21 protein-coding genes are annotated in these 16,569 nt (G+C 69.1%); 3 read left to right on the forward strand and 18 right to left on the reverse strand.

Translation table 11 applies throughout. The features are described 5' to 3' along the window. Positions 1 to 22: 22 nt before the first annotated feature. The 3 genes from glmM to rplM are packed head-to-tail and all read right to left on the reverse strand — an operon-like array spanning position 23 to position 2,405. Positions 23 to 1,384, reverse strand: coding sequence for a phosphoglucosamine mutase (glmM, locus tag AAME72_RS02420; RefSeq protein ID WP_348788661.1), 1,362 nt, complete (start codon positions 1,382 to 1,384; stop codon positions 23 to 25). 27 nt (positions 1,385 to 1,411) lie between these two features. Further along, positions 1,412 to 1,909 carry a 30S ribosomal protein S9 gene (rpsI, locus tag AAME72_RS02425; protein WP_314146790.1) on the reverse strand — a complete coding sequence of 166 codons (498 nt, stop codon included), beginning with the start codon at positions 1,907 to 1,909 and terminating at the stop codon, positions 1,412 to 1,414. Positions 1,910 to 1,958: 49 nt separating this feature from the next. Next, entirely contained in the window at positions 1,959 to 2,405 is a 447-nt protein-coding gene (rplM, locus tag AAME72_RS02430; protein WP_348788662.1) for a 50S ribosomal protein L13, read from the reverse strand. Positions 2,406 to 2,675: 270 nt separating this feature from the next. Here rplM and AAME72_RS02435 point away from each other — a divergent pair, with 270 nt between their 5' ends. Together AAME72_RS02435 and AAME72_RS02440 are read left to right on the forward strand one after the other, a co-directional pair. Continuing rightward, a complete protein-coding gene (locus tag AAME72_RS02435) occupies positions 2,676 to 3,872 on the forward strand; it encodes a histidine kinase (RefSeq protein ID WP_348788663.1) in 1,197 nt (398 codons plus the stop codon). Beyond that, complete coding sequence (locus AAME72_RS02440; RefSeq protein ID WP_348788664.1) at positions 3,869 to 4,516, forward strand: response regulator transcription factor; 648 nt, start codon at positions 3,869 to 3,871, stop codon at positions 4,514 to 4,516. Before AAME72_RS02435 ends, AAME72_RS02440 begins: the two co-directional genes overlap by 4 nt. A gap of 12 nt (positions 4,517 to 4,528) precedes the next feature. Here the strand turns inward: AAME72_RS02440 and truA are convergent, their stop codons facing one another. Beyond that, positions 4,529 to 5,395: a tRNA pseudouridine(38-40) synthase TruA gene (gene truA, locus AAME72_RS02445; RefSeq protein WP_348788665.1), complete on the reverse strand. Its 867-nt coding sequence runs from the start codon at positions 5,393 to 5,395 to the stop codon at positions 4,529 to 4,531. Positions 5,396 to 5,447: 52 nt separating this feature from the next. Between truA and AAME72_RS02450 the strand changes: the two genes are divergently transcribed. Beyond that, the gene (locus AAME72_RS02450; RefSeq protein WP_348788666.1) at positions 5,448 to 7,418 is read left to right on the forward strand and encodes an acyltransferase family protein; all 1,971 of its coding nucleotides are present in this window, start codon (positions 5,448 to 5,450) and stop codon (positions 7,416 to 7,418) included. Between the two features lie 12 nt (positions 7,419 to 7,430). On the opposite strand, the gene AAME72_RS02455 is transcribed toward AAME72_RS02450, so the two are convergent. The 14 genes from AAME72_RS02455 to rplR all read right to left on the reverse strand — a co-directional run bounded on the left by AAME72_RS02455 (position 7,431) and on the right by rplR (position 16,568). Next, positions 7,431 to 8,465, reverse strand: coding sequence for a GNAT family N-acetyltransferase (locus AAME72_RS02455; protein ID WP_348788667.1), 1,035 nt, complete (start codon positions 8,463 to 8,465; stop codon positions 7,431 to 7,433). An 81-nt stretch (positions 8,466 to 8,546) separates the two neighbouring features. After that, on the reverse strand, positions 8,547 to 9,107 hold the full coding sequence (gene rplQ, locus AAME72_RS02460) for a 50S ribosomal protein L17 (RefSeq protein ID WP_348788668.1): 561 nt from the start codon (positions 9,105 to 9,107) through the stop codon (positions 8,547 to 8,549). Positions 9,108 to 9,162: 55 nt separating this feature from the next. Continuing rightward, entirely contained in the window at positions 9,163 to 10,161 is a 999-nt protein-coding gene (locus AAME72_RS02465; protein ID WP_041767718.1) for a DNA-directed RNA polymerase subunit alpha, read from the reverse strand. 119 nt (positions 10,162 to 10,280) lie between these two features. Next, positions 10,281 to 10,679, reverse strand: coding sequence for a 30S ribosomal protein S11 (gene rpsK / locus AAME72_RS02470; RefSeq protein WP_018191944.1), 399 nt, complete (start codon positions 10,677 to 10,679; stop codon positions 10,281 to 10,283). Between the two features lie 29 nt (positions 10,680 to 10,708). After that, on the reverse strand, positions 10,709 to 11,083 hold the full coding sequence (rpsM, locus tag AAME72_RS02475) for a 30S ribosomal protein S13 (RefSeq protein ID WP_179605016.1): 375 nt from the start codon (positions 11,081 to 11,083) through the stop codon (positions 10,709 to 10,711). A 135-nt stretch (positions 11,084 to 11,218) separates the two neighbouring features. After that, a complete protein-coding gene (gene rpmJ / locus AAME72_RS02480; RefSeq protein WP_018191946.1) occupies positions 11,219 to 11,332 on the reverse strand; it encodes a 50S ribosomal protein L36 in 114 nt (37 codons plus the stop codon). Positions 11,333 to 11,413: 81 nt separating this feature from the next. Next, complete coding sequence (gene infA / locus AAME72_RS02485) at positions 11,414 to 11,635, reverse strand: translation initiation factor IF-1 (RefSeq protein ID WP_011186713.1); 222 nt, start codon at positions 11,633 to 11,635, stop codon at positions 11,414 to 11,416. Positions 11,636 to 11,798: 163 nt separating this feature from the next. After that, positions 11,799 to 12,629: a type I methionyl aminopeptidase gene (gene map, locus AAME72_RS02490; protein ID WP_348788669.1), complete on the reverse strand. Its 831-nt coding sequence runs from the start codon at positions 12,627 to 12,629 to the stop codon at positions 11,799 to 11,801. Between the two features lie 5 nt (positions 12,630 to 12,634). Next, entirely contained in the window at positions 12,635 to 13,243 is a 609-nt protein-coding gene (locus AAME72_RS02495; protein ID WP_348788670.1) for an adenylate kinase, read from the reverse strand. Beyond that, a complete protein-coding gene (secY, locus tag AAME72_RS02500) occupies positions 13,240 to 14,562 on the reverse strand; it encodes a preprotein translocase subunit SecY (RefSeq protein ID WP_348788671.1) in 1,323 nt (440 codons plus the stop codon). The genes AAME72_RS02495 and secY overlap by 4 nt, the downstream gene beginning before the upstream one ends. Before the next feature lie 77 nt (positions 14,563 to 14,639). Continuing rightward, entirely contained in the window at positions 14,640 to 15,314 is a 675-nt protein-coding gene (gene rplO / locus AAME72_RS02505; RefSeq protein WP_348788672.1) for a 50S ribosomal protein L15, read from the reverse strand. Continuing rightward, positions 15,314 to 15,499, reverse strand: a complete 186-nt coding sequence (gene rpmD / locus AAME72_RS02510) for a 50S ribosomal protein L30 (RefSeq protein WP_021759561.1) — start codon at positions 15,497 to 15,499, stop codon at positions 15,314 to 15,316. The genes rplO and rpmD overlap by 1 nt, the downstream gene beginning before the upstream one ends. Beyond that, positions 15,499 to 16,200, reverse strand: a complete 702-nt coding sequence (rpsE, locus tag AAME72_RS02515) for a 30S ribosomal protein S5 (RefSeq protein ID WP_348788673.1) — start codon at positions 16,198 to 16,200, stop codon at positions 15,499 to 15,501. Before rpsE ends, rpmD begins: the two co-directional genes overlap by 1 nt. Further along, positions 16,197 to 16,568 carry a 50S ribosomal protein L18 gene (gene rplR / locus AAME72_RS02520; RefSeq protein WP_348788674.1) on the reverse strand — a complete coding sequence of 124 codons (372 nt, stop codon included), beginning with the start codon at positions 16,566 to 16,568 and terminating at the stop codon, positions 16,197 to 16,199. The genes rpsE and rplR overlap by 4 nt, the downstream gene beginning before the upstream one ends. Between the last annotated feature and the right edge of the window lies 1 nt (position 16,569).

Here is a 16,569-nt window from a genome sequence, read left to right on the forward strand (position 1 = left end):
TCGAACGGGGTGTACCGCCGCGTCAGACGGTGAGGCGCTCGCGGACCACGTCCGCCAGCTCATTGGCGAGGCGCTCGGCCGTGCTCTGGTCGGCGGCCTCGACCATGACGCGCACCAGGGGCTCCGTGCCGGAGGGGCGCAGCAGCACGCGCCCGGTGTCGCCCAAGGCCGCGACGGCGGTCTGCACCGCCTTCTGCAGCGGCTCGTCGGTGTGCACCGCGTGGTGGTCGACGCCCTTCACGTTCACCATCACCTGCGGGTAGACGGTCATCACCTTCGCGAGCTCGTGCAGCGGCTTGCGCTGACGGGCCATCTCGCTGAGCAGGTGCAGACCGGTGAGGATGCCGTCGCCGGTGGTGGCGAACTCGCGCATGATGACGTGACCGGACTGCTCGCCGCCGAGGGCGTAGTCCTTGTCGTTCATCTCCTCGAGCACGTAGCGGTCGCCGACGGCGGTCTCCACGACACGGATGCCGTTGTCGCGCATGGCGAGCTTCAGCCCGAGGTTGCTCATGACGGTGGCGACGAGGGTGTCGTCGGTGAGCTTGCCGCGCTCCTTCATCCCGACCGCGAGGATCGCCATGATCTGGTCGCCGTCGACGATGTTGCCGTGCGCATCCACCGCGAGGCAGCGGTCCGCGTCACCGTCGTGGGCGATGCCGACGTCGGCGCCGGCGGCGAGGACGGCCTCGGCCAGCTTGTCGAGGTGCGTCGAGCCGACGCCGTCGTTGATGTTCATCCCGTCCGGCGCGTCGCCGATCACGGTCACGCGGGCGCCCGCGTCGGTGAACACCTCCGGCGAGATGCCCGCTGCCGCGCCGTGCGCGCAATCGAGCACGACGTGGATGCCGTCAAGGCGGTGCGGGAGGCTCGCCAGCAAGTGCACGACGTAGCGGTCCTCCGCGTCCGCGAAGCGGCGGATGCGGCCGACGTCTGCGCCGGTGGGGGTCAGCTTCTCGAGGTCGAGGTGCTCCTCGATGCGGTCCTCGACCACGTCGGGCAGCTTGGTGCCGCCGCGCGCGAAGATCTTGATGCCGTTGTCCGGCGCCGGGTTGTGCGACGCAGACACCATGACGCCGAAGTCGGCGTCGAAGTCCGCAATCAGGAAGGCCGTCGCCGGCGTCGGGATCACTCCCGCGTCGTAGACGTCGATGCCGGAGCTGGCGAGACCGGCCGCGACCGCGGCCGAGAGGAACTCGCCCGAGACCCTGGGGTCACGGGCGACGATCGCCGTCGGGCGCTTGCCCGCGGCGCGCCGAGCCTCGGCGCTGCGGCCTCGCGTCAGCACAGCAGCAGCTGACTGAGCGAGGCCGAGCGCGAGGTCGGCGGTGAGCGTACCGTTCGCGAGTCCGCGGACTCCGTCGGTTCCGAAGAGGCGAGGCATGGACCGAAGCCTAGACGCTGGTGGGCGTCAGCGCTTGGAGAACTGCGACGCCTTGCGGGCCTTCTTGAGACCGGCCTTCTTGCGCTCGGTGACGCGGGCGTCACGGGTCAGGAAGCCCGCCTTCTTGAGGGTCGGACGGTTGTTCTCGCGGTCGATCTCGTTCAGCGCGCGGGCGATCGCCAGACGCAGAGCACCGGCCTGGCCCGAGGGGCCGCCACCGGTGATGCGGGCGACGACGTCGTAGGCGCCGATGAGGTCGAGGACCTTGAACGGGTCGGTGATCAGCTGCTGGTGCAGCTTGTTCGGGAAGTAGTCGGCGAACTCACGGCCGTTGACCGTGATGGTGCCGGAACCCGGGACCAGGCGCACGCGCGCGATGGCCTCCTTGCGACGGCCGACGGCCGCGCCGGGGACGGAGAGGACGGCGCGCGGGGCGGCCGGGGCCTCGCTGGCCGGGGTCTCGGTCGAGTAGGACTCGACGTTCTCGACCTGGGCCGAGTCGATGCTGTCTGCGATCTTCGCCACGGTGGTGATAATCCTTTGTCTTAAGTCAGTCGTGAAGGTCGTGGATCGCTTACTGAGCGACCTGGCCGAGCGTGTACTGCTTCGGCTGCTGGGCGGCGTGCGGGTGCTCGCTTCCGGTGTAGACCTTCAGCTTGCGGAGCTGGGCGCGGCCGATCGAGTTCTTCGGCAGCATCCCGCGCACGGCCTTCTCGACGGCGCGCACCGGGTTCTTCTCCAGGAGCTCGGAGTACGTGGTGGCCTTCAGGCCACCCGGGTAACCCGAGTGGCGGTAGGCCTTCTTCTGCGCCGCCTTCTGGCCGGTGAGGGCCACCTTGTCGGCGTTGACGATGATGACGAAGTCGCCCATGTCCATGTGGGGGGCGAACGTCGCCTTGTGCTTGCCGCGCAGCAGCGCGGCGGTGTGGCTGGCGAGACGGCCGAGCACGACGTCGGTCGCGTCGATGATGACCCAGTCGCGCTGGATCTCGTCTGCCTTCGGGGAGTAAGTGCGCGTCACAGTAGTGGCTGCTTTCTGTATCGAACGGAGGAGTTCGTGAATCCCACTCCGATGGGGGTTCGCGTCTCGACGAGGCGGGAACCGAAGCCGGTGGAGGGCTCACGTTCGCGTGTCGCACCGCAGGAGGCGCGGACACCAAGGGTCAATCCTACGCGACACGCCCGGGGCGGTCAAACCGGGGCAGCCCTGGGGCGGGATCGGCTCCGCCCTGGGGCTGAAATCGAGTCCGATCGCGCACTGAGTGCGGCTCGTCGCTCTAGCGTGACCACTATGAGTTCGCTCCTCCACCGTAGCCGCTGGCTCTTCGAACCCGCCGTCGCCATCGTCTTCTTCGTCTTCTGGGCCGTCGCCGAGGTCGGAAGGCACCAGCTCGGTCCGGGCTTGGTTCGCAGCGTCGTACCGTTCTGGGCTGCACTCCTGTTGCTCGCGGTCGCGATCGGATTGTCGCGCATACAGCCGGTTGTGGCGATGTCGGCCGCCACTGCCGTCCTCATCGGGCAGCTGCTCTTCCCCACGGCGATCTTCGACGAGCCGCTGGTCTATGTCGGGCTCGGCATCGTCGCGCTCGTTGTCGCCTCCTGCCTTCGCGGGCGAATGCTGGTCGTCTCCTTCGCCTTCGCCGTCGGCGCCGGGGTCTCGACGGCGGGACTGCTCGCGTGGTGGGTCGGAATCGGCCGTGGAGACATGGGCTCTCGAGCGATGTTCTTCGTCCTCTGCGCGGCCGCGAGCGCCGGGGCCTGGCTGATCGGGGCGTTGATCGGCGCGTGGACGCGGAACCGGGATGCGCAGCTCGAACTCGCCCGTACCACCGCCGAACTGCAAGAGGCCACGACCGAAGCGATCGTCGCCGGGGAACGGGAGCGGATCGCCCAGGACGTGCACGACATCATGGCGCACTCGCTCTCGGTGATCCTCGCGCAGGCCGACGGCGCCCGGGCGCTTGCGGACGCGCGGCCCCAGCAGATGTCGGCCTCGCTCGTGTCGATCGCGGACGCCGCCCGGTCCTCCCTCACAGAGGTGCGGATGCTGATCGAGGGGCTCGTCTCGGACCCCGACGGCGCCGAGACGCCCTCGCTGGCGGACGTCGATGCGCTGGTCGAACGCATGCGGGCTGCCGGGCTGGCGGTGACGGTCGAGCGGTTCGCCGAACCGGCCGGGCTCACGGCGACCCAGGAGCTCGCGGTGTACCGGATCGTGCAGGAGGCGCTGACGAACGCCCTGAAGCACGGGGCTTCTCCCACGGCGGCCCGCGTCGCGCTCGACGCCCGGGGCGGCGGGCTCACGATCTCCGTCTCGTCCCCCGCGGCATCGTCGCCGACAGCGGAACAGCGGGGCGGTCGTGGGGTCCACGGGATGCGCGAACGCGCCAGGCTCGCGGGAGGCTGGCTCGACGCGGGTCCGGACGAGGCGGAGGGCGGGTACCTGGTCACGGCGTACATCCCCGCCGCAGAAGCGGTCGTCGCGTGAGCATCCGCGTCGTCGTGGTCGACGACCAGCCACTGTTCAGCTCCGGCATCGCGATGCTCCTGGAGGCACAGCCCGACCTGGAGTTCGCCGGGGCCGCCCACGACGGCGAGTCCGGCGTCGAGCTCGTCGTGCGGGAGCGCCCGGACGTGGTGCTCATGGACCTGCGGATGCCCGTGCTCGACGGGATCGCGGCGACCGAGCGCATCCGTGCGGCGGTCACGGGCGAGGACGCTCCGAGGATCGTCGTGCTCACGACGTTCGAGCGGGACGAGGCGGTCGCCAGGGCGCTCAGCGCCGGTGCCGACGGATTCGTGCTGAAGGACACCACCTCCGAGTTCCTGATCGCCGCCGTCCGCACGGTCCACGCCGGTCATGCCGTGATCGCGCCGAAAGAGACGGCCGCCCTGTTCCGCGCGGCGGGCGCACGACGCGCGCGCACCGAGGCGATCGCCGCACTCTCCGCGCGCGAGAAGGAGGTGTTCGTGCTGGCGGCGAGGGGGCTCAGCAACGCCGAGGCAGGCCAGGCCGCGTTCATAACGGAGGCGACGGTGAAGAGCCACATGCGCAGCATCCTGCAGAAGCTGGGGCTCACCTCGCGCGTGCAGTTGGTCGCGTTCGCGCACGAGAACGGCCTGGTGCACTGAGGACCGCGACCGTCAGAGCGTGCGCATCCCCCGCGTCTGCTCCGCACGTGTTGCGAGCTCCGCGTCCGGCGGGTAGCCCACCTCCAGCAGGGTCAGCCCCCGCGCCGGCATCACCTTGAACGCGCTCGTGCGGCGCTGCTCGTCACGCAGTCGCACCAGGTCGCCCGGCGTGAGCTTGCCCTCGCCGACCTCGACGCAGGCGCCGACGAGGGCCCGCACCATGCTGTGGCAGAAGGCGTCGGCGCCGACCTCGCCGACAAGCACGCCGTCGTCGTCGCGGCGCCACGAGAACGCCTGGAGGGTGCGGATGGTCGTCGCGCCCTCCCGTGCCTTGCAGTAGCTGGCGAAGTCGTGCAAGCCGAGAAGACCGTGGGCGGCCAGGTCCATCCCGTCGACGTCCAGAGTGGAGGCGACCCACGCCGTGCGGTGCCGCTGCAGCGGGTCACGCAGCGCCGCCCGGTCGGCGACGCGGTACTCGTAGCGCCTCCACAGCGCCGAGAAGCGCGCGTCGAACCCGGCGGGGGCCTCGCTCGCGCGCAGCACCACCACGTCCGGCACGGGGCCGAGGACGCCGTTCACGCGCCGGGCCAGCGCATCGGCCGGTTCCAGAGGTGGACGCTTCCCGTGCGGCTTCCGCAGCAGCGCCACCTGGCCGGGGTCGAGGTCGACGTGCGCCACCTGACCGGTCGCGTGAACGCCCGCGTCCGTCCGTCCCGCGACCGTGAGCGTCGGCGGCTCCCCCGCCCGGCGGAAGATCGTCGCGAGGGCGGCCTCCAGCGTCCCCTGCACCGTCCGCTGGTCCGGCTGGCGCCCCCAGCCGTTGAAATCGGTGCCCTGGTAGGCGATGTCGAGACGGAATCGCGTCGCCTGCTCGGTCATCCCACGATTCTAGAGAAGGCTGTCAGCGGCCCTTGCTACGCTGGCCGCTTCCGTGCCCGCCGACCCCCTCGCACACCCGATGCCCCACCTCACCGTCCAGCCGACCGTCACCGTCGCACCCGCGGCGCAACCGGCGCCGGCAGCCCCCTCGGCGACGCGCCGCTACGCCGGACTCGACGGGCTGCGCGCGATCGCCGTCGTCACCGTGCTCGTGTATCACCTGTTCCCCGGCGTGCTCCCCGGCGGCTTCATCGGCGTCGACATCTTCTTCGTGATCAGCGGATTCCTGATCACCAGCCTGCTGCTGCGCGAGCGGTCCGAGACGGGGCGCGTCGACCTGCGCGGGTTCTGGACGCGGCGGGTCCGCAGGCTGGTGCCCGCGATCGCCGCACTCGTGGTGGTCTGCTCTGCGATCGCACTGGCGATCGGCGGCGACGTCCTCGTCGGTATCCCGCGGCAGATCCTCGGCGCGTCGACGTTCAGCGCCAACTGGCTCTCGATCGCCGCCGACTCCAGCTACTTCGCACAGGGCGCGCCGGAGCTGTTCCGCAACCTGTGGTCGCTCGCCGTCGAGGAGCAGTTCTACCTCGTCTGGCCGCTCGCCCTGCTGGCGATCGCCCTCATCCGGCACTGGGGGGCGCGGCTCGCGATCGTCCTCGCGATCGCGGCGGCGTCGGCCATCGAGATGGCGCTGCTCACCTCCCCCGGCTCCGACCCCACGCGCGTCTACTTCGGCTCGGACACCCACAGCTTCGGGCTCGCGCTCGGTGCGGCGCTCGCCCTGCTCATCGCCCGGCTCCGTCCTCTGGACCTGGACGCCGGCGAGACCGCGGCCCAGGTCTTCGTGCGACGCTGGCTGCCGCCGCTCGGGGTCGCGGCCGTCTTCGCGCTCGTCGTCGCGGCGTACGGGATGCACGACGAAGCAGCGTTCACGTTCCGCGGCGGACTCCTGCTGGTCAGCCTCGCCACCGCCGTCGCCATCGGCGCCGCGGTGCTGCCCGGCTCCGGCCTCGGCCGCCTGCTCGACGCCGCTCCGCTGCGCTGGGTTGGCGCGCGCTCCTACGGTCTCTACCTCTGGCACTGGCCCGTGTTCGTGCTGGTGTGCGCCGCCATCCCGGACGAGAACGACCCGCAGACCGCCGTGGTGGTCGGTCTCGGCGCGCTGGCCTGCTCGGTCGCGGCCGCGCTGCTCTCCTACCGCTACCTGGAGCAGCCGATCCGGAGGCACGGGTTCCGGGGAGCGCTCCGGCGGCTGCGGATGCGGTCGCGGCAGTCGCGCGCGGCCCGCATCTGGACCTGGGCCGGTGCCGCGGTCTCCGCTGGACTGGTCGCCGCGACGGTCGCCGCCATGCTGGCTGCCCCGGCGGCGACCGGGGCCGAGCGGTTCATCCAGCAGGGCGCCGCTTCGCTGAAGAGCAGCCCCGCTCCCGCGCCGGCACCCAGCAGCTCCTCCACGCTGCGGACCCCGCCCGACCCTCACCCGGTGGCACAGGGCCGCGACATCGTCGCGTTCGGCGACTCGGTGATGCTCGCGTCCGCGCCGGCCCTGCAGGAGGGCTTCCCCGGGATCGGCATCGACGCCGTGGTGTCCCGGCAGATGCACACCGCGCCGGAGCTGGTGGCCGCAGCGGCGCACGCCGACGCCCTCCGCCCGGTCGTCGTCATCGGGCTCGGGACGAACGGTTCGATCTCCGAGGACTCGCTCGACCGCGTGCTCGAGACCATCGGCCCGCGTCGCGGACTCGTCCTCGTCACCGTGCAGGCGCCACGGTCGTGGACACCCGGGGTGAACAGCACGCTCGAGGCGTTCGCCGCGAAGCATCCCGACCGCGTCGTGATCGCCGACTGGCGCGGAGCGATCGCCGGGCACCTCGACCTGCTCGCGGACGACCAGATCCATCCGGGTGCCCGGGGCGGGAAGATCTACGCCGACGCCCTCCACCGCGCGCTGCTCCAGCTCGCCGAGCACTCCACGGTCCGCGTCGCGAATCCCTGGGACCAGGCGGCCCCGCGCCCGCAGTAGCCGGGCAGTGACTCAGTACGCGATGACGAGCCCGGTCTCTCTGTTGGTCTCGACGAAGCCCATCCCGGTGTAGAGACCCAGCGCGCCGCTCGGGTTCTCGGCGTCCACGTCGAGGGTCACCCGCTCCCAGCCGAGCGCCGCGCACGCGGACATGGACGCGGCGAGCAGCGCCGGTGCGATCCGCTTCCCGCGGTGCGCGCGCGTGGTGCCGAGCATGGAGATGTACGCGCCGGTGAAGCCCTGGCTCACCCAGTCCTCCTCGTTCACTTGGGACAGCAGGAACCCGGCGACCTCGTCGCCGGCGATGGCGACGAAGGAGACGTCCGCGCGGAACGTGCCGGACAGGAACGACTCCCACTGCTCGTCGCTGAGAGGCTGACTGCCCCAGTGGTCGAGGAAGGCCTCATCCCGGGCGGCGTGCACCGCGGCCGACAGCTCGGGCGTATACGGCACGATCCGCACCTCCTCGGTCGGCACGACACCGGGGATCGCCTCGGCGAGCGAACGCTCGAGCGACAGGAAGTATCGCACCGGCTCGAGTCCGGCACGACGGAGCAGCCGCTCGCGCTGCGGAGCGCGGGCATCCGCATAGCCGACGATCCAGCCGGGCAACCGCTTCTCCGATGCCGACAGCTTCTGCCGCCCGCGAGCGATCTGCCAGGCCAGCAACTCCCTCCCGATGCCGCGCCCCCAGAAGTCGGGATGCACTCCCCCGTTCAGGAACTCGCGCACCAGCGTCTCCTGCCGGGGCGGCTCCAGGACGCTGCCGGCCGCGACGGGGCGGCCGTCGGAGGAGAACCCGATCAGGGTGTCGCGCTCCAGGTCCAGGAAGCTGTAGCCGAGCTCCTCCTCCACCTCCTCGCGCGTCGCGAGGTAGTTGGGGTGCTCGACGGCGTCGATCGCGCGCACGACCTCGTGCACCGCGTCCACGTCGTCCGGGGTTGCCGGCCTCCACTCGGCGACGAGGGGATGCGCCGGCCGGTGCGTCGGCGGCGCGGTCACCCGCTCGCGCAGCGGGGGCAGGTCATCGCTCGTCGTCTCGTGCATCCCGCCAGCCTATTGGGGCGCGGTGCAACGACGAAGGCCCCGCATCCGTGTGGATGCGGGGCCCTCGTGTGCTGACAGGCGTCAGGCCTTCTCGGCCTCGGCCTCCGCGGTGGTCTCCTCCGCGGCGGTCTCGTCGCCGGTGGCCTCCTCGACGACCTCGGCCTCGGTGGCCGTGGTCTCCTCGGACGCGGTCTCGTCGGCGGCGGTCTCCTCGACCGGAGCCTCCTCGACCGGAGCGGCCTTCGGGGCTGCGGCCTTCTTGGCCGGCTTGGCCTTCGGGGCGACGGGCTCGAGAACGAGCTCGATCTGCGCCATCGGCGCGTTGTCACCCTTGCGGTAGCCGAGCTTGGTGATGCGGGTGTAGCCGCCCTCACGCTCGGCGACCAGCGGCGCGATCTCGGTGAAGAGCTCGTGGACGACGGCCTTGTCCTGGATCACGGACAGCACGCGACGGCGGGCGTGCAGGTCGCCGCGCTTCGCGAACGTGATCAGACGCTCGGCGTAGGGACGCAGGCGCTTGGCCTTGGTCTCCGTCGTCTTGATGCTCTTGTGGGTGAACAGCGCGGCAGCCAGGTTGGCGAGCATCAGACGCTCGTGCGCGGGGCCGCCCCCGAGGCGGGGGCCCTTGGTGGGCTTAGGCATGATCGGTTATCTCCAGTGTTGAAAAAGGTCTGATGGCGAGGTCGAGCGACGTGCCTCAGATGGTGGTGGACTCGTCCTCGTCGTACCCGCTGTAGAAGTGGGCGCCGTCGAACCCGGGGACCGAGTCCTTCAGCGACAGACCCATCTCCGTCAGCTTGTCCTTGACCTCATCCACCGACTTCTGACCGAAGTTGCGGATGTTCATGAGCTGCGTCTCCGACAGCGAGACGAGCTCGCTCACGGTGTTGATGCCCTCGCGCTTGAGGCAGTTGTAGGAACGGACCGACAGGTCCAGGTCCTCGATCGGCATCGACAGCTCGGAGCTGAGGACCTGGTCGACCGGCGCCGGGCCGATCTCGATGCCCTCGGCAGCGCTGTTGAGCTCGCGCGCCAGACCGAACAGCTCGACGAGCGTGCGGCCTGCGGACGCGATGGCGTCGCGCGGGCTGATCGCCGGCTTGGTCTCGACATCGACCACGAGACGGTCGAAGTCGGTGCGCTCGCCCGCACGGGTGGCCTCGACGCGGTAGGTGACCTTCAGGACCGGGGAGTAGATCGAGTCGATCGGGATCTGGCCCGCCTCGGAGTACTCGTTGCGGTTCTGCTGCGCCGAGACGTAGCCGCGGCCGCGCTCGATGGTCAGCTCGACCTCGAACTTCGCCTTGTCGTTGAGGGTCGCGATGACCAGCTCGGGGTTGTGGATCTCCACACCGGCCGGAGCCGAGATGTCAGCGGCGGTGACCTGACCGGCGCCGGTCTTGCGGAGGTACGCGGTGATCGGCTCGTCGTGCTCGCTCGAGACCACGAGACCCTTGATGTTCAGGATGATCTCGGTGACGTCCTCCTTGACACCCGGCACGGTGCTGAACTCGTGCAGCACGCCGTCGATGCGAATGCTGGTGACCGCGGCGCCGGGGATGGAGGAGAGCAGGGTGCGGCGCAGGGAGTTGCCGAGGGTGTAGCCGAAGCCCGGCTCCAGCGGCTCGATGACGAACCGCGACCGGAACTCCGAGATGTTCTCTTCGGTGAGCGTAGGACGCTGTGCAATGAGCACTATTGATTCCTTTCGGCTAAGTGTCCGCTATATGACACTTGCGTTGAGTGAGGTGGGGTTCGTCACGCCGTCAGGCGGCGGCCCGAGATGGACCGCCGCCTGGGCGGACGAGAAGAGAACTAGACGCGGCGACGCTTCGGCGGGCGGCAGCCGTTGTGCGCCTGGGGGGTGACGTCGTTGATCGAGCCGACCTCGAGGCCTGCGGCCTGGAGGGAGCGGATCGCGGTCTCGCGGCCCGAACCCGGACCCTTGACGAAGACGTCCACCTTCTTCATTCCGTGCTCCTGGGCCTGACGCGCGGCCGACTCGGCCGCGAGCTGCGCGGCGAACGGGGTCGACTTGCGCGAGCCCTTGAAGCCGACGCCGCCGGACGATGCCCAGCTGATGACCGCACCGGTGGTGTCGGTGATCGAGACGATGGTGTTGTTGAAGGTGCTCTTGATGTGGGCCTGGCCCACAGCGATGTTCTTCTTTTCCTTCTTGCGCGGCTTGCGAGCGGCCGACTTGGGTGCTGCCATTTTCTTTCTCCTTCAGTCCTGTTGTCGGCCTAGCGAGCCTTCTTCTTACCGGCGACGGTGCGCTTCGGGCCCTTGCGGGTGCGCGCGTTCGTCTTGGTTCGCTGGCCGCGGACCGGGAGGCCCTTGCGGTGGCGGATGCCCTCGTAGCTGCCGATCTCGACCTTGCGGCGGATGTCGGCGGCGACCTCACGGCGGAGGTCACCCTCGACCTTGAAGTTGCCTTCGATGAAGTCGCGCAGTGCGACGAGCTGGTCGTCGGTCAGGTCCTTGACGCGGATGTCGCCGGAGATCCCGGTCTCGCGAAGGGTCTGCAGCGCACGCGTGCGCCCGACGCCGTAGATGTAGGTGAGTGCGACCTCCACGCGCTTCTCGCGCGGGATGTCGACGCCTGCTAGACGTGCCATGGTGTGGCTTCTCCTGTATTGAGTGGAGGTCTTCAGCAGTCCCGGTGCCCCGGCCTCCTCCGGGGGTGTCCCCCGCGTCCGTCAGACGGCGCGGGTTCTGGGATTGCCTCGATATTCAGTTGGGATCGGCTGCGATCAGCCCTGGCGCTGCTTGTGGCGCGGGTTCTCGCAGATGACCATGACCCGGCCGTTACGACGGATGACCTTGCACTTGTCGCAGATCCTCTTGACGGAGGGGTTGACCTTCATGAGTGTTTCTTACCTTTGTTCGCTGTCCTCGTACCTCGCCAGGGGCTACCCGGTGGCGTGGCCGTTACTTACAGCAGACCTTTACTTGTAGCGGTAGACGATCCGGCCGCGGGTCAGATCGTAGGGGCTCAGCTCGACGATCACGCGGTCCTCGGGGAGGATGCGGATGTAGTGCTGACGCATCTTGCCGGAGATGTGGGCAAGAACCTTGTGACCATTGGTCAGCTCGACGCGGAACATCGCGTTCGGGAGCGCCTCGATCACAGATCCTTCGATCTCGATGACACCGTCTTTTTTGGCCATAGCCTCACTGTCGCTAAAAGTTGGGGTTTGCTGGTCGTGCGTTGACTGGGATCACGGCATGCGGAAAGCACGCCTAAGACACCAAGGATCAATCTTATGGGAAGTCCGCCGGATTCGCCAATCCTGGTCTATGATCTGCTCCCGCTCTCAGCGAACGCGCGGTTCAGGCGATCGGGGCCGGGGTGATGCCGAACGGCGCGAGACCCGCGGCACCGCCGTCCTCCGCGGTGAGCACCCAGATCCCGCCGGCGTGCACGGCGACACTGTGCTCCCAGTGCGCGGCGGCCGAGCCGTCCTCGGTGGCGACGGTCCAGCCGTCGTCCTTCACGTAGGTGTCCTGGTCGCCCAGGACCACCATCGGCTCGATCGCGACGACGAGTCCCGGCTTCACCTCCGGGCCCTTCGCCCGGACCCGGTAGTTGAAGACCGGTGGCTCCTCGTGCATCCGCCGGCCGATGCCGTGGCCGATGTAGTCGGTGAGGATGCCGTAGTCGCCCTGCGACTCGATGTAGTCCTCGACGGCCTCCCCCACCTCGTTGAGGTGCCGCGCCGTCGCCAGTCGCGCGATGCCGTGCCAGAGCGACGCCTCGGTCACGTCGGAGAGGCGCCTGCGTTCGGCGACGACCTCCGGGCGGGCGGGATCCGGCAGCACGAAGGTGCGCGCCGCATCGCCGTTCCAGCCCTCCTGGATCGCACCGCTGTCCACGGACACGATGTCACCCGGCTGCAGGATGCGTGCGCCCGGGATGCCGTGCACGACCTCGTCGTTCACCGAGGCGCAGATGGTGTGGTGGTAGCCGGCCTCGAGCTTGAAGTTCGACGCGGCGCCCAGCGCCTCGATCGCCGCCTCGGCGATCCCGTCGAGCTCGAGGGTCGTGACACCCGCGGCGACCGCATCGGCGACGGCCGACAGCGATGCCGCGGTCGCCCGGCCCGGCGCGACCATGAGACGCAACTGGGCAGGCGACTTGTAGATGGACTTTTTGAACACCACGAAGGCTACGCGACGGGCTCGTCGGCGCCGGTGAGCGGGTGGATGCCGCGATCGGCGAGCGCCTCGCGGACGCGCGTCGCGACCTCGTCGATGCCGCCGAGGCCGTCGACCTCGACCAGCAGCCCGCGCTCACGGTAGACGTCGATCAGCGGCGAGGTCTCGCGAAGGTAGACCTCCTGGCGGTGCCGGATGGCCTCCTCGGAGTCGTCGGCGCGACCCTGCTCCTGCGCACGCTTGCTGAGCCGGGCGACGATCTCGTCCTGGTCGGCGACCAGCTGGATGACCGCCTGCAGCTCCTGGCCCTTCGACGCGAGCAGCTCGTCCAGGAAGCGGACCTGGTCGAGCGTGCGCGGGTACCCGTCGAGCAGGAAGCCGCCCTGGGCGTCCTCCTCCTCCAGACGGTCGGTGACGAGCTGGTTGGTCAGGCTGTCCGGAACATAGTCGCCGGCGTCCACGATGGCCTTCACCTGCAGACCGAGCGGGGTCTCGTTCTTGATGTTCGCCCGGAAGATGTCGCCCGTGGAGATGTCGGGGATCCCGTACGCGGTGCTGATGCGGGAGGCCTGAGTGCCCTTGCCCGCTCCGGGAGGTCCGACGATCAGCATACGGGTCAACGCAGAAGCCCTTCGTAGTGCCGCTGCTGGAGCTGGGAGTCGATCTGCTTGACCGTCTCCAGACCAACACCGACGATGATCAGGATGGACGTGCCGCCGAACATGAAGTTCTGACTGGCGCCGAGCAATGCGAACGCCACCAGCGGGATCAGCGCGATGACACCGAGGTAGATCGAGCCGGGGAGGGTCACGCGCGTGAGCACGTAGTCCAGGTACTCGGCCGTCGGGCGTCCCGCGCGGATGCCGGGGATGAAGCCGCCGTACTTCTTCATGTTGTCCGCGACCTCCTCCGGGTTGAACGTGATCGCGACGTAGAAGTACGTGAAGCCGACGATCAGGAGAAAGTACAGGAGCATGTAGAGCGGGTGGTCGCCCTTGGTCAGATAGTTCGTGATCCAGGTCACCCACGGAGCCGGAGCCTTGCCGGCGGCGGGCTGGTTGAACTGTGCGATCAGCGCGGGCAGGTACAGCAGCGACGACGCGAAGATGACGGGCACGACGCCGGCCATGTTCACCTTGATCGGGATGTACGTGTTGTTCCCGCCGTAGGTCCGCCTGCCGACCATCCGCTTGGCGTACTGCACGGGGATGCGGCGCTGGGACTGCTCGACGAAGACGACGGCGGCGACGATGAGCAGGCCGATGGCGATCACGACCAGGAGGACCTCGATGCTCTGCGACTGCGCGATGGCCCAGAGCGAGCTCGGGAACTGCGCGGCGATCGAGGTGAAGATGAGGAGCGACATGCCGTTGCCGATGCCGCGCTCGGTGACGAGCTCGCCCATCCACATGATGAGGCCGGTGCCGGCGGTCATGGTGATGACCATGAGCATGATCGCGTACCAGGAGTCGTCCGTGACGAGCTGCTGGCACTGCTGGACGGCGGTCGAGCCGAACAGGGCGCCCGAGCGGGCGACCGTGATCAGCGTGGTCGACTGGAGCACGCCGAGCGCGATGGTGAGGTAACGCGTGTACTGCGTCAGCTTGGCCTGACCGGCCTGACCCTCCTTGTAGAGGGTCTCGAAGCGCGGGATGACCACGCGCAGCAGCTGCACGATGATCGACGCGGTGATGTACGGCATGATGCCGAGCGCGAAGATCGAGAGCTTGAGGAGTGCGCCGCCCGAGAACAGGTTGACGAGCGAGTAGAGGCCCGAGGTGTCCTGGTTGGCGTTCAGACAGGTCTGCACATTGGCGAAGTCGACGAACGGCGCGGGGATGAAGGATCCCAGCCGGAACAGGGCGATGATCCCCAGCGTGAAGAAGATCTTGCGGCGAAGATCCGGGGTGCGGAAGATCCGCGCGACGGCGCTAAACAAGGTGCGTCCTGCTTTCCTGTAAGAGTCAGTCGGGTGACCGGTACCCCGGCCACCCGACTGCGCTGCTTTACGGGCGGCTACTTGATGGAGCCACCAGCGGCGACGATCTTCTGCTCAGCAGAGCCGGAGACCTTGTCGACCGCAACGTTCAGCTTAACCGCAATGTCCCCGTTGCCGAGAACCTTGACCTTCTCGTTCTTGCGAACGGCGCCCTTGGCGACGAGGTCCGCGACGGTGACGTCACCGCCGGACGGGTACAGCTCGGCGAGCTTCTCCAGGTTCACGACCTGGTACTCGACGCGGAACGGGTTCTTGAACCCGCGCAGCTTCGGCGACCGCATGTGGAACGGAAGCTGGCCACCCTGGAACCCGGGACGGACCTGGTAGCGGGCCTTCGTACCCTTGGTACCGCGGCCGGCCGTCTTACCCTTCGAGCCCTCACCGCGTCCGACGCGGGTCCGGTCCTTCTTGGCACCGGCGGCGGGACGCAGGTGGTGCACCTTCAGGACCTGCTCGCGCGGGGCGGCGACGTCCTTCTTGGCCGAGGCCTTCTTCGCCGGGGCGGCGACGGTCTCGTCCGTGCTGGAGGCGGCGGCCTTGTCGGCGGCGGCCTTCGCCGGCGCCTTCTTGGCCGGAGCCTTCTTCGCGGTGGTCGCCTTCTCGGCAGCCGGCTTGGCGGCGGCCTTGGTGGCGGGCTTCTTGGCGGCGGCCGGCTTCTCGGCAGCCTCAGTGTTCGGCTTGTCGTCAGCCATTAGTCGATCTCCTCAACCTTCACCAGGTGAGCGACGGTGTTGACGTACCCGCGGTTCTGCGGGGTGTCCTCGCGGACGACGACGTCACCGATGCGCTTCAGTCCCAGACTGCGCAGCGTGTCGCGCTGGTACTGCTTCTCGCTCACTTTCGACTTGATCTGCGTGATCTTCAGACGCGCAGCCATCAGGCACCTGCCTTCGCGCTCGCGGCGGCCTCGGCCGCCTCAGCCTCGGCACGCAGCAGGCGAGCCGGAGCCACCTGGTCGTAGTCGAGCCCACGGCGGGCAGCGACGGCACGAGGCTCCTCGAGCTGCTGCAGCGCCTCGACGGTCGCGTGCACGATGTTGATCGTGTTGGACGAGCCGAGCGACTTGCTCAGCACGTCGTGGATGCCGGCGCACTCCAGCACGGCGCGCACCGGACCACCGGCGATAACACCGGTACCGGCGGCGGCCGGACGCAGGAGGACCACACCGGCGGCGGCCTCACCCTGCACCGGGTGCGGGATGGTGTTGCCGACGCGCGGAACCCGGAAGAAGTTCTTCTTCGCCTCCTCGACGCCCTTCGAGATCGCCAGCGGCACCTCACGGGCCTTGCCGTAGCCGACGCCCACCAGGCCGTTGCCGTCTCCGACGACCACGAGAGCGGTGAAGCTGAAGCGACGACCACCCTTCACGACCTTGGAGACGCGGTTGATGGTGACGACGCGCTCCAGGAACTGGCTCTTGTCGGCGTCGCGGCTGCCGCGGTCACGGTTGGGGTTGCGCTCACGGCCACCACGGCGCGGCTCGCGCTCGTTGCGGGTGCTCTCGGTGGACGCAGCGGTCTCCACCGGCGCCTCGGCCACTGCCTGGTCGGCCACGGTCTGCTCCTTGTTGTCACTCACAGGTTCAATCCACCCTCTCGAGCTCCCTCGGCGACAGCAGCGACGCGACCCGCGTACTTGCTGCCACCACGGTCGAAGACGACCGCCTCGATGCCGGCGCTCTTCGCACGCTCGGCGACGAGCTCGCCGACCTTGCGGGCCTTCGCGGTCTTGTCACCGTCGAAGGTGCGCAGGTCCGACTCCATGGTCGACGCGGAGGCCAGCGTGTGGCCCTTCGCGTCGTCGACGACCTGCACGAAGACGTGGCGGGCCGAACGGGTCACGACCAGGCGCGGACGAACCGCGGTGCCCTCGATCTTCTTGCGAAGGCGGGTGTGACGACGGTCACGTGCGGCCGCCTTGCTCTTTCCTCTGGTACCCAGAGCCATG

Source organism: Leifsonia sp. NPDC080035 (genome assembly GCF_040050925.1).
GTDB lineage: Bacteria > Actinomycetota > Actinomycetes > Actinomycetales > Microbacteriaceae > Leifsonia.

Excerpts from the sequence above, each read along its gene's own strand:
- glmM (WP_348788661.1), bottom strand. The coding sequence starts at position 1,384 with ATGCCTCGCCTCTTCGGAACCGACGGAGTCCGCGGACTCGCGAACGGT.
- AAME72_RS02435 (WP_348788663.1), top strand. The coding sequence starts at position 2,676 with ATGAGTTCGCTCCTCCACCGTAGCCGCTGGCTCTTCGAACCCGCCGTC.
- truA (WP_348788665.1), bottom strand. The coding sequence starts at position 5,395 with ATGACCGAGCAGGCGACGCGATTCCGTCTCGACATCGCCTACCAGGGC.
- AAME72_RS02455 (WP_348788667.1), bottom strand. The coding sequence starts at position 8,465 with ATGCACGAGACGACGAGCGATGACCTGCCCCCGCTGCGCGAGCGGGTG.
- rplQ (WP_348788668.1), bottom strand. The coding sequence starts at position 9,107 with ATGCCTAAGCCCACCAAGGGCCCCCGCCTCGGGGGCGGCCCCGCGCAC.
- rpsK (WP_018191944.1), bottom strand. The coding sequence starts at position 10,679 with ATGGCAGCACCCAAGTCGGCCGCTCGCAAGCCGCGCAAGAAGGAAAAG.
- rpsM (WP_179605016.1), bottom strand. The coding sequence starts at position 11,083 with ATGGCACGTCTAGCAGGCGTCGACATCCCGCGCGAGAAGCGCGTGGAG.
- rpmJ (WP_018191946.1), bottom strand. The coding sequence starts at position 11,332 with ATGAAGGTCAACCCCTCCGTCAAGAGGATCTGCGACAAGTGCAAGGTC.
- infA (WP_011186713.1), bottom strand. The coding sequence starts at position 11,635 with ATGGCCAAAAAAGACGGTGTCATCGAGATCGAAGGATCTGTGATCGAG.
- rplO (WP_348788672.1), bottom strand. The coding sequence starts at position 15,314 with ATGGCTGACGACAAGCCGAACACTGAGGCTGCCGAGAAGCCGGCCGCC.
- rpmD (WP_021759561.1), bottom strand. The coding sequence starts at position 15,499 with ATGGCTGCGCGTCTGAAGATCACGCAGATCAAGTCGAAAGTGAGCGAG.
- rplR (WP_348788674.1), bottom strand. The coding sequence starts at position 16,568 with ATGGCTCTGGGTACCAGAGGAAAGAGCAAGGCGGCCGCACGTGACCGT.